This window comes from Intrasporangium sp. (assembly GCF_040414665.1).
GTDB lineage: Bacteria > Actinomycetota > Actinomycetes > Actinomycetales > Dermatophilaceae > Intrasporangium.
This window is the reverse complement of record NZ_JBEDUL010000002.1, coordinates 1-15,459: the sequence shown is the minus strand read 5'-3', so window position 1 is coordinate 15,459 and position 15,459 is coordinate 1. Positions and strand designations below refer to the sequence as shown.

At 71.0% G+C, this 15,459-nt stretch carries 10 protein-coding genes; 4 read left to right on the top strand and 6 right to left on the bottom strand.

The genetic code is table 11. From position 1 onward, the window contains the following. The first annotated feature begins 1 nt into the window (after position 1). Entirely contained in the window at positions 2-2,629 is a 2,628-nt protein-coding gene (locus ABF401_RS00220; protein WP_353507504.1) for an Npt1/Npt2 family nucleotide transporter, read from the top strand. Here the strand turns inward: ABF401_RS00220 and ABF401_RS00215 are convergent. Next, positions 2,563-4,164: a cyclic nucleotide-binding domain-containing protein gene (locus ABF401_RS00215; protein ID WP_353507503.1), complete on the bottom strand. Its 1,602-nt coding sequence runs from the start codon at positions 4,162-4,164 to the stop codon at positions 2,563-2,565. The genes ABF401_RS00220 and ABF401_RS00215 overlap by 67 nt on opposite strands. 138 nt (positions 4,165-4,302) lie before the next feature. On the opposite strand from ABF401_RS00215, the gene ABF401_RS00210 reads away from it, so the two are divergent. Next, complete coding sequence (locus tag ABF401_RS00210) at positions 4,303-5,187, top strand: DNA-formamidopyrimidine glycosylase family protein (protein ID WP_353507502.1); 885 nt, start codon at positions 4,303-4,305, stop codon at positions 5,185-5,187. An 82-nt stretch (positions 5,188-5,269) separates the two neighbouring features. Here ABF401_RS00210 and ABF401_RS00205 read toward each other — a convergent pair whose 3' ends face one another. Beyond that, positions 5,270-5,956 carry an exonuclease domain-containing protein gene (locus ABF401_RS00205; RefSeq protein WP_353507501.1) on the bottom strand — a complete coding sequence of 229 codons (687 nt, stop codon included), beginning with the start codon at positions 5,954-5,956 and terminating at the stop codon, positions 5,270-5,272. Further along, on the bottom strand, positions 5,953-7,815 hold the full coding sequence (locus ABF401_RS00200; protein WP_353507500.1) for a DUF294 nucleotidyltransferase-like domain-containing protein: 1,863 nt from the start codon (positions 7,813-7,815) through the stop codon (positions 5,953-5,955). The genes ABF401_RS00205 and ABF401_RS00200 overlap by 4 nt, the downstream gene beginning before the upstream one ends. Before the next feature lie 113 nt (positions 7,816-7,928). On the opposite strand from ABF401_RS00200, the gene ABF401_RS00195 reads away from it, so the two are divergent. Then, positions 7,929-8,354 carry a VOC family protein gene (locus tag ABF401_RS00195; RefSeq protein ID WP_353507499.1) on the top strand — a complete coding sequence of 142 codons (426 nt, stop codon included), beginning with the start codon at positions 7,929-7,931 and terminating at the stop codon, positions 8,352-8,354. On the opposite strand, the gene ABF401_RS00190 is transcribed toward ABF401_RS00195, so the two are convergent. Continuing rightward, positions 8,349-9,542 (bottom strand): hypothetical protein, encoded by a 1,194-nt coding sequence (locus tag ABF401_RS00190; protein WP_353507498.1) that lies wholly within the window; start codon positions 9,540-9,542, stop codon positions 8,349-8,351. The two genes, ABF401_RS00195 and ABF401_RS00190, sit on opposite strands and share 6 nt — an antisense overlap. Before the next feature lie 152 nt (positions 9,543-9,694). Here ABF401_RS00190 and ABF401_RS00185 point away from each other — a divergent pair, with 152 nt between their 5' ends. After that, positions 9,695-12,532 carry a M14 family zinc carboxypeptidase gene (locus tag ABF401_RS00185; protein ID WP_353507497.1) on the top strand — a complete coding sequence of 946 codons (2,838 nt, stop codon included), beginning with the start codon at positions 9,695-9,697 and terminating at the stop codon, positions 12,530-12,532. 78 nt (positions 12,533-12,610) lie between these two features. Here ABF401_RS00185 and ABF401_RS00180 read toward each other — a convergent pair whose 3' ends face one another. Together ABF401_RS00180 and ABF401_RS00175 are read right to left on the bottom strand one after the other, a co-directional pair. Continuing rightward, positions 12,611-14,323: a glycerol-3-phosphate dehydrogenase/oxidase gene (locus ABF401_RS00180; protein WP_353507496.1), complete on the bottom strand. Its 1,713-nt coding sequence runs from the start codon at positions 14,321-14,323 to the stop codon at positions 12,611-12,613. Between the two features lie 116 nt (positions 14,324-14,439). Continuing rightward, positions 14,440-15,459 (bottom strand): HNH endonuclease signature motif containing protein (locus ABF401_RS00175; RefSeq protein ID WP_353507495.1); only part of this gene is annotated, 1,020 nt, incomplete at its 5' end.

Genomic DNA, 15,459 nt, shown 5'->3' with positions numbered 1-15,459 from the left:
AATGCGGTTGCTCGCCCTCCTGGGCGGTCAGGCGATCACCCTGGGCCTGACCGTCGCGTTCCTCGTCGTGCCCGCGAGTGCCGTCTTCCTCCACACCTTCGGGGCGGGAGCGCTGCCCTTCGCCTACATCGGCGTGGCCATCGCCGGCGTGGCCGTGTCGTCAGCGGTCACCGTCGCCCAACGCCGTATGCCGCTGGGCCGGCTCGCGCTCGCGGTGCTCACTCTCTACGTGGTGCTGGTCGCCACCGCCTGGGTGTTGCTCAGCCGCTGGGACATGGCGTGGGTGACCTTCGTCCTCATCGTCCTGTTCCCGCTCTCGATCCCCACCGGTTTCCTGCTCGTCGGCTCGCAAGCCGTTCGCCTCTACGACGTCCAGACGCTCAAACGGGACTTCCCTCGGGTCGTGGCCGGCTTCTCGATCGGCTTCGCGGTGGGCGGCCTCGTGGCCGCGGCCTTGGTGGCGCCGCTGGGCGGGCCGACGAACCTGCTGCTCATCGACCTCGTCATGGCGCTCGGCTTCATCGGTCTCGTCTGGTCGACGAGCCGGCAGTTTCCGGGTCAGCTGCTCACCGCGCCCTCGCAAATGCCAGCACCGCAGGACGCACGGAGGACCAGGTCCCGACTGGCCGACCTGCGGTTGCTCCGGGAGCCGTTCGTCCTGCTCGTCCTCGGCTATCAGATCGTCTCGGCCGGAGTGACGCAGCTGTTCGACTACGTCGTCTGGGACCGTGCGGCCGCCTACTACGCCGACCCGGACAGCCTCGCCCAGTTCATGGGCGCCTTCGGCGCGATCCTCAACATCGTTGCGGTCCTCTTCACCCTCCTGCTCGCGGGGCGGCTGCTCAGTCGCTTCGGCATCCGGTTCGGCCTGCTCCTGAACCCCGTCGGCGTGCTCGTGATGACCATCGTCGTGCTCAGCGTGGGTCTGGGTCCGGGCATCGCGACGTTCACCTACCTCGTTGCCGTGTGTGCCGCCCAGATCGTCGACATCTCGCTGACGGACGGCACGACCCGGACGTCGATCGCCGCGACCTACCAGGGGATCCGTCGCGGTGACCGGCTCCGGGCGCAGACCTTCGTCGAGGGGGCCGGAATCCCCATCGCGGTCGGACTCGTCGGTGCCTACCTGCTCCTCGTCCGGGCTCTCGGCCTCGACGTGCAGGCTGTCGTGTGGACCACGGGCGCGCTCACCCTCGTCTGGATCCTGCTCGCCGTCAAGGCGTATCGCGGCTACGCCGGACACCTCGGCGGTGTGCTGGCCGACCGCTCCTGGGATCCCGTCGCGCTGCGCATCGACAGCGGCGCGGCAGACGCGATCGGGCGCCTCCTCACCAGCGATGACCCGATCGATCGTCGCACCGGGATCGACGTGCTTCGGGACGCCCGTTCTCCGCGTCTCGCCGACGCGGCGGTGGGCGCGCTGTCGGACAGCGACCCCTCCGTCCGGTGCACCGCCGTCGAGGCGCTGGCGGGGGGCGGTGAGATGCGCCGGCCCGAGGTCCGGGAGCGGGTCGGCAGCCTCTTGGGCGACCCCGACGTCGCGGTGCGCGCTCGCGCAGCGGCCGCCGTCTCGCGCGGGCAGCCCGGCCGCCGTGAGGATGGCCACCTCGTCTGGCGACAGGTTCTCGCTGATGAGGCCACGTCCGCCCATGCGCTCATGGCGGCGGCCGCCGTTCCGAGCGCAGCGCTCGTGCCTGACCTCATCGGCCTCGTGCGGCGGGGACAGGAGACCCCCGGGCTGCGGGAGGCCCTCTGCGCGCACGGTGACCAGCTCGTGGACGAGCTCGAGGGCTGGCTCGACGCAGGAACGGTGGGGCCGGGTCTCGTCGCGCTCACCACTGCCGCCGCTCGCGGCGGCGGTGAACGTGGCCGGGCGCTGCTCCTCGCGGCCCTGCACGACCCGCGGCCGGAGGTCTCCGAGGCGGCGGCCACCGGGCTGCACCGCATGCGTGCCACCGCGGCGGCCCAAGCCATCGACACTCGCGCCAGGAATGCGGTGGGAACGGCCGTCGACCGACAGCTCGACCGGGCCCAGCTCGTCCGGAACGGCTTGGCGGTCCTGGAGGGAGTCGACGAGGCGGCGCCACTCAGGGACGCCCTACGTGATGAGCTCGCTGAGGTCTCACGTCGACTTCTCGTGCTCGTTGGGATCGTCGTCCCCGGCATCAGCCCGGCGCGCGTCACAGCCGGGCTGATGGACGAGGACGACACGACGAGAGGTCTTGCAGAGGAGCTGGTCGACGTCGCGCTCGGACGGCGTGCACCGCACGTCCTCGGTGTGGTCGCCCCGGGCCTGCATCCGTCGGAGCGTGACCAGACGAAGGACAACCCAACGAGCCGCGACGGAACCGGTGGCGATGCCGCCGAGCTCGTCCGATCCATCGCGGTCGACCCGGACGACCAGTGGGGCGACCCATGGCTGCGCGCCTGCGCGCTGCGGGTGCTCCCCTCCGTTGCGCCCGACGCCATTCCCTCCGTCGTCTCGCGGGTCCGCGCCCGGCCGCCCCGGCGTCCCACGACCGGCCTCGAGCTCGTCCTCGACGAGACGGTCGACTGGCTCGCTCAGCTCGAGGCGTCCCGGGCGAGGCGGACGTCCGCGAGCGCCTCAGCCGACGCCGAGCTGCCCTGAATGGCCGTGAGGAAGTCCTCTCGGTCGAGGCAGTAGGTCGTCAGGTCGCCCCGAGCCGTCACCGTCGCGGTCCGGGGGCTGTGACGCAGCAACGCGATCTCACCGAAGGCATCTCCGGGCCCGAGGTCTGGTCGCGACGCTCCGCCAACCGTCACCGCTGCCGTCCCCGATCCGATGATGTGCACCGTGTCCCCGTCTTCGCCTTCTCGCATGACGACGTCGCCGGGCCCGTACTCGTGCGGCTCCAGCCGGCTCGCGAGGTGCTCCACGATGACAACGGGAAGAGGCTCGAAGATGACGACGTCCGTGAGCAGGTCGGTGGCGGCCTGTGACTGCCCGGCCGTGCGGTCCACCGCGCGGAACGACGGCAGGTACAGCATCGCGAGCACGACGAGGGCCACTCCGACAGCGAGGAGGGCGGTCTGCACGTCGACCGTCCCGACGACCGCGGGGGCGAGGGCGGCGCCGGTCGCCATTCCGCCACAGGCCACGATCTCGATGGCCCCGAGCGCCTGCGCGGACATTCCTCGAGGCGCGAGCCGGGCAACCGAGGTGAACATGCTCGCGTCCTCGAGAGCGTTGCCGATCCCGATGACGGCCATTGCGAGAGCGGCGAGCCACGGTGTACGAGCGATCGAAAGGACTCCCAGCCCGGCCCCCCACAGCACGACTCCCGTGACGAAGCTCCGGCCGAGGCGCGAGACGTGCAGGACCCGCACCCCGACCGCGGCCCCGACGAGCCCGCCGACCCCGAGGGCGGCCCACAACCAGCCGACCACGTCGTCGCCAACGGCCAGCTCGTCGAGGACGAGGATGACAAGCAACACGGTGAGGGCACCCCTCGCGAAGGTCTGGGCGAACACGAGGACCGGAGCCCCGCCCCCGCGGACGACGCGGGCGAGCACACCGAGCCCGGCGGCATACGACCTCTTTCTGGCTGGCTCCACGCGGCGGTGCTGGTATGCGGCCGGCAGGTGGATCCGGGAGACGGGCAGCAGGGCGAGCACAAGGCAGACGGCGCCGATCCCCAGTGCCTCGTCGGGCGAGAGGAGGAGCAGCGCGGCGCCCGCCAGCGCCGGTCCGGCGAGCGAGGCGACGCTCTCGATTGCGGTCGACGCGACGTTGGCCGCGGCGAGCTCCCGCGGTGTGTGCACCAGCCAGGGGAGGGTCGCGGCCTGGAGCGGGCGGTAGACGTAGAGCAGTCCACAGGACAGGACGCCGAGCGCCAGCACGAAGAGCACGGACCACTGCGCCAGCGCGCCGAGCGTGGCGAGCGCGAGGGCCGCGGCCGACCCCACGACGATCCACCGGATCACGCTGCCGAGATGGCCGCGGTCCCCGAGACGGCCGACCACCGCGGCCATGAGGGCACCGACGACGGCAAGGGCGGCCGAGGTCCCGGCCAGCAGGCCGGCCCCGCCACGCTCGTAGGCGAGCACGACGAGGACCACCGGCGTGAAGAGCCGCGCCGCGCTGGTGAGCCCCCATCCCGTCTGGAGTCCCCGCTGCGGCGTGAGGACGGGGCCCCAGCGCATCTGCCCATTGTGACGCAGCATCGGACGATTCGAGTGAGAAGAGACATTTCTGCCGTATGCCGCTGGGTTCACAATGTGTGATGCGAGGAACGCCGAACGCCAATGCTGTTGGAGGGCCGGATCCGGGAGGAGGGCGTGGTGCCGGAAGGTGACACCGTGTGGCGGACGGCACGCCGGCTGCACGAGGCCCTGGCCGGGCACGAGATCGTCGAGTCGGACCTGCGCTGGCCCGGGATCGAGACGGCTGACCTCACCGGCCGCCGGACCCTTGACGTGGTCAGCCGCGGCAAGCACCTGCTCCAGCGGGTCGAGGGCGGCTTGACGCTCCACTCGCACCTGCGGATGGAGGGCCAGTGGCGGATCGAGCCGACGACGGGCCTGAAGCCGGGCTGGCGGCGCTCACCCGACCTCCGCGCCCTCGTGGCCGCCCGGGACTGGACTGCCCTGGGCCTCCGTCTCGGGATGCTCGACCTCGTCGAGACGGCCCGCGAGGGGGAGCTCGTCGGACACCTCGGCCCGGACCTGCTCGGTCCCGACTGGGACGCCGTCCGGGCGGTCGACAACGTCGCGGGGGCGCGGGTTCCCATCGGCGAGGCGCTGCTCGACCAGCGCAACCTCGCCGGGCTCGGCACGCTGTGGACCGCCGAGACGCTCTTCGCGCTGCGGCTGCCGCCCTGGGCCACCGCATCCGGCTTGGAGCGGACGCTCGTCGAGCAGGTCGTCGAGCGAGCGCACCGGCTCATCGACAGCGGACGTCGAGACGCCGTCCAGTCCTCGACCGGCTCGCGGGCCCGAGGCGAGACGACCTACGTGCACGGCCGCAGCGGCCGACCGTGCCGTCGCTGCGGCGCGACCGTGCGGGTCGCGCCCATCGGCCAGCCCACCCGGGAACGAACGATGTTCTACTGCCCGGGCTGCCAGGGCGGTCTCGGCCCGACCGACGACGGTCGGCCCCAACAGCCGCTCGGCTCCGAGTCGAGGCAGGACGGTCGGGCGGGCGCCCGTCGCCGCTACCGACCCTGACGCCTCGTACCCGATCGAGTGAACGGCTTTCGGGCGGCCCCTGTCGATCGAGTGAACGGCTTTCGGGGTCGCCCGGTGCGTGTCAGCGCTGCAGGGCCTTCAGCGTCACGGGCCGCCCACCGCTCAACCGGGCAACCTGGGCGAGGTACAGCTCGGCACAGGCTAGGGCGTCGGTCAGAGCCTCGTGCGCTCCATAGCGCGGCAGGCCGAGGTGCGCACGTGCCGTCGCGAGGCGCAGTGCGCCCGGTGGCAGGTCGGCGCCCGTGTGGCTGCGGAGCACCCGGGCCTGCAGCTCCATGGTGTCGACCACCTCGACCGGGAAGGGCACACCGTGGGTGGCCCTGCAGGCCGCGGAGAGGAACTCGGTCTCGATGGCGGCGTGGTGCGCGAGGAGGACTCGGCCCGCCAGCGCCGCGGCCACTCGCTCGACGACCTCGGACAGCGGGACGCCCGCCGTCAGAGCGTCGTCGGTGATCCCGTGGACGACGGCGCTCTGGCCGACCTCGGCCTCGGCCCGGCACAGCAGGTGCGTCCCACCGGACAGGTCGATGACGAGGCCGTCGAGAGGCACGAAGCCGACCGACAGGATGTGGTCACGCCGCGGGTCGAGACCGGTCGTCTCGATGTCGACGGCGAGCAGCCGCAGGTCGTCCGCGACGGTACGCGAGCCCGGGAGGGGCACCGCGAAGTAGTCGCGGACCGGTCCGGGAGGGGCCTGCTCCGCCAGCCGGGAGCGCCGCCGGTCCGGACGCAGGAGGGACCGGATCACGTCACGAACCCGAGTGGGTAGCTCTGGACGACCAGCTGTTGTGCCGACCGGACGATCTGGAAGGCGTCCCGAAGGTGCCGCTTCTCGAAGCTGCTCAGCTCGCTCGGCGCGACGAAGTTGTCTGGCTCCTGTCCCTGTCGCAGCTGGCGCGCCTGATGGGTGAGGCGGACGTAGCGGATGAACTCGAAGGCATCGTGCAGGTCGGCCGCCGTCGCCGACGACAACGCCCCCGCCCCGGCCGCGGCGCTGATCCGGGCGAGGGTGTTGACCTGCGGCAACCCTCGGGAGAGCGCCTGGAGGCGGGCGACCTCGACGATGGCGTGCACGCCGCCTCGCTTGAGGTCGACCCGGTCCTTGTGCTCGCCCTCCCGCTCGAGGACGAACCCGCGGAAGAACCCCAGGGGTGGCTCGTTGCGCGCGGCGTTGCGGGCCAGGTGGGCGAGGAAGCGGCCGCTCTGCGGAGCCGCCTCGGCGATCTGCTGGTCCAACGCGTCGACGAGGGTGCTCTCGCCGTGCAGGAGCCGCAGGTCGAAAAAGATGGCCGACCGGAGCACCGCCTCCGGCGTCGGTTCGTCGAGCCAGCGGGCGAACATCCGGCGCCACTCTCGCAGGGGCTGGCACCACTGCGGGTTCGTCGCCATGATCCCGCCGGGGCAGGGCGGATAGCCGCAGGCCACCAGGCCGTCGACGACGAAGGACGCGAACGACGCGAACCAGGCGTCGTGCTCCGGGGTCGCATCGTCAGACAGCACGAGCGCGTTGTCCTGGTCGCTGCCCGGCCCCTGCTCGAGCCGCGCCTGGGAGCCGAGGACGATCCACGCGTAAGGCACGGGCGCGGGCCCGAGGTGCTGCTCGGCGAGGACGAGGAGCCGTCGCTCGATCGCGTCCCCGATCGCGGTGACGATGCGCCCGATCCCGTCCGCTGTCGCGTCCTCGTGGACGAGCTGGTCGACGATCCGGGGCAGCCGCTGGCTGAGGAGGACCAGGGCGTCGAGATCCTTCGCCTTGGCCACGTCTCCGGCGAGGTGGATGGGATTGGCTCGCTCGAGCCGCATGAGGTCGGTGCTGGTCACCATGCCGAGTGGGAGGTCGTCCTCGACCACCGGCATGTGGTGGATGTTGCGGGATGTCATCTCGAGGACCAGCTCCATGGCCAGGTCGTCCGGTGCGGCGGTCACCGGGTTGCTCGTCATGATGGCGCTGACCGGCTCGGTCGTCTCGAGCCCTGCGGCGAGCACTCGGGTCCGCAGGTCGCGGTCGGTGACGATCCCCGTGAGACGGTCGTCGTCGACGACGAGCAGCGAGGAAACCTGCTGCCGGGCCATCAGCTCGGCTGCCTCGCGGATCGTCGCGTCGCCGTGCGTCGTGATCGGCTCGCGCCGGAGCAGGTCACGAAGCCGCGTCTGGAGGACGGCGTTGCTCCGGTCGTGGTGCGGCAGCGACTGGAGCGCGTGGCGGAGGCGCGCCTCGCGCTGCTCGGAGAAGAAGTCGCCGACCGCCGCGTGCCCGGCCGCCAGTGCCGTGAAGACCTCTGACGACATGACGAGCAGGAGGCTGTCCTCGATGGCCACCACGTCGAAGCGGGAGGGCGCGCCGCCGAGCGCGGTCGTGCCGAAGCCGGTGCCCTCGCCGCCACGCGCCACGAGCGAGCCGTTCTCGTCAGTGATCTGCACGGCGCCGGACCGGACGACGAAGACCTCGTCGTTCCCCTTGCCGACGCTCATCAGGTGGGTGCCGCGGCGCGCGTAGCGGATGGTGAGGCGGCGCCCGAGCCGCTCCAGGTCCTCGCGAGGGACCGCGGCGAAAGGTGCGTGCTCGGCGAGGAAGTCAGTGACTTCCGGAATGTCCACTTCGGCCACGGCGACATCGTCGCACCCGAGCGGGTGCTGCGCCGCTGAACCCGCTCACCGTCGGCGGAGCGTCCTACGCTGGTAGGCGCCCGATCAGCACCGCAACGAAGGAGCAGGATCAGATGGCTTCACGACTCAACCCGTACATCTCGTTCAAGGACAACGCGCGCGACGCGATGGAGTTCTACAAGGACGTGTTCGGCGGCACGCTCAACCTCAGCACCTTCGGCGAGTTCGGCCAGCCCGACTCACCCGACGCCGACAAGATCATGCACGCGCAGCTGGAGACCGACAGCGGCTACACCATCATGGCGTCGGACACGCCACAGGGGATGGAGCACCGTCCGGGCGACAACATCACCGTGAGCCTGAGCGGTGACGACAGCGACGAGCTGCGCGGCTACTGGACCAAGCTCTCCGAGGGCGGCAACGTGACCATGCCTCTCGAGAAGCAGATGTGGGGAGACGAGTTCGGTTCCTGCACAGACAAGTTCGGCATCGGATGGATGGTCAACATCTCGTCAGGAGCCGCCGCTGAAGGCTCATGACCGTGTCACGCTGAGGATGCCAAGGCACATCTCGTCGGTCGTGCCCTCTCCCCAGACCACGTAGCGCTCCGGGATCCCCTCCAGGGCCGGGAGCTTGTCACGCCACGTCTGGTCGTGCCTGCACGTCACCGTGATCCGGTCACCGCGCTTGATCGGGGTGGCCGGGAGCGGCCGAGACCCCTGGTCGTCGAAGTCCCACTGCTTGATGTCGAGCAGGGTCTTGGCCTTGGGAGTCCCGGCGTTCAGCTCGATGCGGATGCTCGATCCCAACAGGTGCATGTGTCCTGCTGAGGCCCGGACCACCGCTGGCCCGTCGACGGTCCGGGTGCATGACTGGGTCGGCCCCGGATGAGGGGTGACCGCTCCCTCGCACAGCATGAGGAGGCCGGCGACGAGCCACGAGGCCCGGTCGCCGAACCGCTGGGCGACGTCCCAGACGGCGGCCTCCCGGTTGCAGAGCGGGCCGGACTTGCCCGGACGGCAAGGCAGCTCGACCGGCGCCGGGTAGAGCACTGTCTCCAAGGGGGTCAGTCTGGAGGAGGTCGACAGGCGCAGGTCCACCGCGGTCCGGTCGGGTTTGGGGCCGTTGAGCAGGTTGTAGTGGACCTGCAGGACCAGCCGGGAGCCCTTCTCCAACGGGATTCCGAGATCCGGCGACAGGACGGTCTCGGTCCCACCCGGCGCCCACGCGCCCACCCAGGGCGCGTCGTCGAGGCTCGCCCCCTGCTGCTCGATGCCCGTGCCGCCGAAGCAGGTCCACCCGTCGCCCGGCGAACGGGCGTCCTGCGCCCGGGCGAGACCGACCTTGCTCGCCGGGACGCGATAGAGGATGACGTGGTGGACGATGGACGCGTCGCCGGGCTCCACGTCATAGCCCGTGACGAAACTGTCCCGGGTGAGCTTGGGGTCGAGCAGGAAGCATCGGTAGTCATCGGTACCGCCGCTCGGCGCCTTCGGCAGGTACGTCGCTGGCATCGCAATCCGCTGGACCTTCTCGCCGGCCCGAAGGGCTGCGTGCGCCGCTTGCGCCGTCGTCGGGCTGGCTCCGTGCGGGGTCTCGCCGGTGCCGTGGGAGGTCGCCCGAGTCGGGATGGCCGGGGCTGGGCCGGTGGGCCCCGTGCCGCTGCAACCGGCGGCGAGCAGGCAGAGTGCTGCGCCGAGCGCGACGAGGATGCGACGGGTCCTCACCGGGCCAGTGTAGGAGCGCCCCCTTGCGTCTTGGACCACCGAATCATCCCGAAAACGTCTCGTGTTGCAGCTCGTTTCTTGACCCAATAGCGTCCATCACACCCCCTTCTTTCGGGGTGCCTTGCAAACCCTCTCCGGATCAAGGAGGAACAATGGTGTTCCACGACGGTAGAGAGGGGACATCACGTCGCCGAGTGGCTGGCCTTGCCGCCGCCGCACTCGTCGTGTCGGTGCTCCCTGTCGGGGCGGGCGCGGTCGCCAGCGCCGCCCAGCCATCAACCAGCACGTGCAGCCCGGACCCGAACGCCCGGGTGGGGTCGGTGCCCAGCCCGGAACAGGCCTTGGGCTTCCCCCTCGGCACGGGGCAGACCCGTCCGGTCACGACCCAGGAGATCTACGACTACCTGCAGGCAGTGGACCAGGCCTCGGACCGCGTCATCACCGGGGTCATGGCCAAGAGCGTGAATGGCCAGCCCCTCCCGTACGCGATCGTGGCGAACGAGCACACCATGGTCCCGGGGCAGCTCCAGAAGGTCGCCGCGCAGATCGCCGAGATGCGTGACCCACGGTCCCTCAAGCCGGACAAGGCGGCTCAGTATGCCGCCGAGACCCCGGCGATCGTGTGGGTGGCCGGCAACGTCCACGGCGGAGAGAAGAGCGGCGCGGACGGAGCGCTTCGGACCCTGTACGAGCTGGCCAGCGGGGCGTCCTGCGACGTGCAGAAGCGACTGGACAACCTGGTCACCGTCATCGTGCCGACCCAGAACCCGGACGGCCGGGACGCGAGCCGTCGCCAGAACGAGTTCGGCTTCGACCTCAACCGCGACTGGTTCGCCCGGACCCAGCAGGAGACGGACGGCAAGATCGACCTGTTGCGCTCGTACCCGCCGCAGGTCTTCATCGACGCCCACGAGATGGGGGGCCGGCAGTACTTCTTCCCGCCGAATGCAGATCCCATCCACCACGAGATCGCGGACCAGCCGGTCGACTGGATCAACCGCATCGGGACGGCCAACGCGCAGACCTTCGAGGAGAACTACAACGGAGCCTGCCGTCCAGGCGTGACCGTCGAGTGCTACTTCAACTACCAGTCCTACGACCTGTTCTTCATGGGCTACGGCGACACCGTCCCGGCAGCAGGGTTCGGCGCCGCCGGCATGACCTACGAGAAGGGCAGCGCATCGGCGGTTGCGGACCGGGTCCAGCAGCAGTTCCTCACGCAATGGGCCACCACCGGGTGGGCAGCAGACAACAAGCAGGAGGTCCTGCAGGGCTACTACCGGATCTGGCAGACCGCACTCGCCGAGGGCAAGACCGGCACGCTCGAGCCCAACGAGGTCGTGCAGCCCACCAACACCGTTCAGTTCCCGGTCCCGGACATCAAGATCCGGTCGTACTTCCTGATGCCCGATCGGCAGCTGGGCGACGTCCGCGCGCTGGTCGAGCGGCTCCGCGGGATGGATGTGGAGGTCTACCGGCTCAAGGACCCGGTCACCGTTCCGGATGCACGCATCTTCGGCGGTCGCAGCGCACGGAACCTCACGGTGCCGGCCGGCGCCTACTGGATCCCGATGGAGCAGCCCCAGAAGCACTGGATCCAGGCGCTCATCGGCGAGGACCCCTATGTCCCGTTCCCCTACTTCTACGACGTCTCCTCGTGGAGCAACCCGCTCCTGATGGGAGTGGAGACCATCTACACCGGAGACGACCTCGCACCCAAGGTCGACCGGGTGAAGGGGATCGATGGCGGCATCACGGTTGCCGCACCCTCGACCGGTTCGTACTCCTACCCGCTCGACTCGGCCGCAGCGTCCGATCTGACCTTTGCGTTGCTGGGCCAGGGCATCGAGGTCCGACGCGACCTGTCGACCAACATGGCCAGCGTGCCCGCGAACGGACCGGTCAGCGCGATCGACAAGCTCGCGCGGTCGCACGGCGTGACGCTGACCGGGGCCGCGACACCGGCCTCCGGGACGGCGCTGCAGCTGCCGGACGTCGGGCTGTTCGCCGGCACCGGCGTCTCGACGACGGCGGGCTCCCACGGCGAGGCGCGCTACCTGCTGGGCAAGCGCTGGGGCCTCGACCTCACGTCGGTCTCGACGGCGGACATCAACAACAACACTGCCGCGTTCACCGACAGGAGCGTGCTCCTCGTACCCGACGGCAGCAGCGCCAACGGCGGTCTGAACGCTGCGGGTCTGGCCAACCTCAAGGCGTGGGTCGCGGACGGTGGCACGTACATCGGGCTCCGGAACGAAGGCACCCGCGTCGCACGGGCCGCCGGCCTGACCTCCACGACGGAGAAGGCCAAGCCCAGTGGCTACCAGGTTCTCGGCTCGCACTTCCGGGTCGACGTGGACACCAGCAGCCCCGTCGCGCTCGGGCGGCCGGCAGAGGACTTCGAGTTCAACAACTCCGACTCGATCCTCATGCCGAGCACGACGGGCACCAATGTGCTGACCTACCCGAGCAACGACTCGTTCTGGTTCAACGGCTACACGGTTCACGCCGACGCCCTCAAGGGAACGGTGGCGCTCGTCGACGAACCGACCGGCGCCGGTCACGCGGTGTTGTTCGCCTACAACCCGCTGTTCCGCGCCTACAACGAGAGCGGCATCCACATGGTCGCGAACGCCCTGCTCTACCCAGCGGGGACCTCACCATCGGCGACCGGCCCGGCACAGCGCACGGCGGCTCCGCAGTCGAGCGCGGACGCAGCCCGGGCGGCGGCGGCGGCGGCACCGGTCCCGGCCAACCTGGGCGGGGAGTGGCGGCCCATCACGATCCAGGTCGCAGAGGGCGACCGCGGCCAGGCCGAGGCCGTCGTCCGCCACTACACCCACAGCGCCCAGACCTCGGTTGCTGACGGGTCGGCGTACATCGTGATCCCCAACCCGGACGGACTCCACGCCGACGAGCACCCGTTCCTTCGGGACCTGGTGCGTGACTTGGAGGACGCGAAGGTTCCGCTGCGGTCGGTCGTCGGCTGACCCTCACCGAGGTCCCGGCCGGAGGCGAGCGCCCCGGCCGGGACCTCGGGCGCCCAACCACTCCGCCACGTCGGCGAGCTAGTCGCGGCTCACGGGGATCCGGCGCGGGTCGGGTGCGCTGAGCCGCTCGGCATTGGCCTCGGTGTCGACGGTCTCCCGTTGGGACTCGAGCTCCGCGTCGACCCGGGCCAGGTACGCGGCGACCTCGGCCTCGACCCGAGCCTCGTCCCAGCCGAACACCGGGGCGACGAGGTCGGCGACAGCCCGCGCGCTCTCCATGCCGCGGTGCGGCGTCTCGATGGACACCCGGGTGCGGCGAGTGAGGAAGTCATCGAGGTGGAGGGCCGCCTCATGAGTTGCCGCGTAGCGGATCTCCACCTTGAGGTACTCCTCGGCTCCGGGAAGCGGCTCGTAGAGCGTGCGATCGTTCTCGGCCAGCGCGAACAGTTCATGGACGAGCGAGCCGTAGCGTTCGAGCAGGTGGCGGATCCGCCACACCGGCAGGTCCTGCTTGCGGGCGAGCCGGTCGACCTGGTTGACGAGCGCGACGTAACCCTCTGCCCCGGAGAGCGGGATGAACTCGGTGACGCTGTCGCTGACGTCACCGCCGATGTCGGAGCGGGCGGCGGCGACCGCATCTTGGGCCATGATGCGATAGGTCGTGTACTTCCCGCCCGCGATGGAGACGAGGCCCGGCTGGGGTCGGGCGACGGCGTGCTCCCGGGACAGCCCGCTCGTCAGCTCCGAATCGGCGGAGAGCAGCGGCCGCAGCCCGGCGAACACGCCCTGGATGTCGTCGTGGGTGAGCGGGACCTTGAGGACCGTGTTGATGTGCTCGAGGAGGTAGTCGATGTCGGCGCGGGTCGCTGCCGGGTGGGCCCGGTCGAGGTCCCAGTCGGTGTCCGTCGTGCCAATGATCCAGTGGGTGCCCCACGGGATGACGAAGAGCACGGACGTCTCGGTGCGCAGGATCAGGCCGGTCTCCGAGTTGATCCGGTCGCGCGCGACGACGATGTGGACTCCCTTGGAGGCCCGCACGTGGAAGTGGCCGCGGCCCCCGGCCATCGACTGGATGTCGTCGGTCCAGACGCCCGTGCAGCTGATGACGACGGACGCGTTGACGTCGTGGCGCTCGCCCGTCTCGACGTCCTCGACGGTCGCTCCGATGACTCGTTCGCCCGCGCGGAGCAGGCCGACGACGCGGGCCGAGCTGAGCACGGTCGCTCCGTAGGCGGCGGCGGTCCGGACCGTCGTCAGGGTGTGCCGGGCGTCGTCGGTCTGGGCGTCGTAGTAGAGCAGGCCGCCGGTCAGGGCGTCGCGCTTGAGTCCCGGAGCGAGCTTGAGCGCGCCGGCTCGGGTCAGCTGCTTGTGCCGGGGCATCGACCGGGCGCCCCCCATGGAGTCATACAGGGTCAGGCCGGCGGTGACGTACGGCCGCTCCCAGCCCCGGCTCGTCAGGGGGTAGAGGAAAGAGACCGGCCGCACGAGATGTGGCGCGATCGTCTTGAGCATGAGGTCCCGCTCCTTGAGCGCCTCACGGACGAGATCGAAGTTCATCTGCTCCAGGTAGCGCAGCCCACCGTGGAAGAGCTTGGACGAGCGGGACGAGGTGCCGGAGGCGAAGTCCCGCTGCTCCACGAGGGCCGTCGACAGGCCGCGGGTGGCGGCGTCCAGGGCGACGCCGGCTCCGGTGATCCCACCGCCGATGACGAGGACGTCGAACTCCTTCGTGGCGAGTCGCCTCCAGGCCGCTGCGCGGTACTCCGCGTCGAGGCGCACGGGAGTCGTCATGCCCTTCCCCTCAGATCCTTGCCGTCGCTCTCACCATAACCAACCTGCCGAGACGCATTTTGCGTATGCCGCTGGGCTTGGTTCCCGGGGGCGGGTGGGCTGGCTGGGGTGTGGGGTCAGAAGGGTGGTTCGTCGGGTGGTGGTGGCGGGGTGGGCGGTGACGCGGGTGGGGGTGGTGGGGGGTCGTCGAGGGCTTCGCGGTAGTTCTTGGGGTGGGTGAGGTAGTCGCGGGCGGCCAGGGTGCGCCAGTGCAGTGCCCGGGTGATCGCGTGGTCGTCGGTCGGGACGCAGGTCCAGGACCGGGCGGTCTTGAGGTTGTGGTGGCCGCGGTGCAGCGGGCCGAGGTTGCCGGTGCTGGTCGGCCCGTCCGGGTGGGGCAGGTGGTGGTCGAGGTCGCAGCGGTGCGCCGGGACCTGGCAGCCCGGGCCGCGGCAGTGCCCGTCGAGGGCGCGGACCTGCTCGATCATCGCGGGGGTGGGGCGGTACCGGTCGGTGGCCAGGTGCAGCGCCTGCCCGGTCAGCGCGTCGACGGCCAGCCAGCGCCACGCCGAGCCGGGGGTGGTGATGATGGCGCGGGCGTGGTCGGCGGTGACCCAGCCGTGGCCGGGGATCTCGCAGGCGGCGTCGCTGGCGCCGGTGGCGACCTCGAACGGGACCACGATCCACACGTTCGCGGGTGGCGCGGTCGGCGCGCACGGGCACGGGCCGGGCTGCCCGTCCCGGCCGGGGAGCGGCTCGAGCGCCACCGGCCGGCACGGGGTCAGCAGGCCGGCACCGGCGGAAGCCGCCTCGGCGGGCTCGCCGGTTGGGTCCGCGGCGTGTTCGGGGCAGGGGCCGTAGTCGTGGCCGAGCAGCCCGTCGGTGGCCAGGTCGGAGCGCAGCTGGTCCAGGGTGCGCGGGTCGCCCGCGGCGCGCAGCGCCCGGGCGAGCGACTCGACCCGTTCGAGGATGGCCACGGTCCGTTCGGCGCTGCTGGTGATGGTGATCGTCCCGGTGCCGTCCGGCTCGATCGCGCCGTACGCGCTGCGGCGGGCCAGCGCGTCCGCGCGGCGTTCGCCGGCGTCGGCCGGGGCGTGGGCGGCCAGGACCCGGCGCAGCCGGGCCACGATGAGCTGGTGGGTCGGGCGGGACCCGTC

What these genes read in the sequence shown, in the direction of transcription:
- ABF401_RS00185 (WP_353507497.1), top strand. Translation starts at nt 9,695, where the DNA reads ATGGTGTTCCACGACGGTAGAGAGGGGACATCACGTCGCCGAGTGGCT.
- ABF401_RS00215 (WP_353507503.1), bottom strand. Translation starts at nt 4,164, where the DNA reads ATGCGCTGGGGCCCCGTCCTCACGCCGCAGCGGGGACTCCAGACGGGA.
- ABF401_RS00220 (WP_353507504.1), top strand. Translation starts at nt 2, where the DNA reads ATGCGGTTGCTCGCCCTCCTGGGCGGTCAGGCGATCACCCTGGGCCTG.
- ABF401_RS00180 (WP_353507496.1), bottom strand. Translation starts at nt 14,323, where the DNA reads ATGACGACTCCCGTGCGCCTCGACGCGGAGTACCGCGCAGCGGCCTGG.
- ABF401_RS00195 (WP_353507499.1), top strand. Translation starts at nt 7,929, where the DNA reads ATGGCTTCACGACTCAACCCGTACATCTCGTTCAAGGACAACGCGCGC.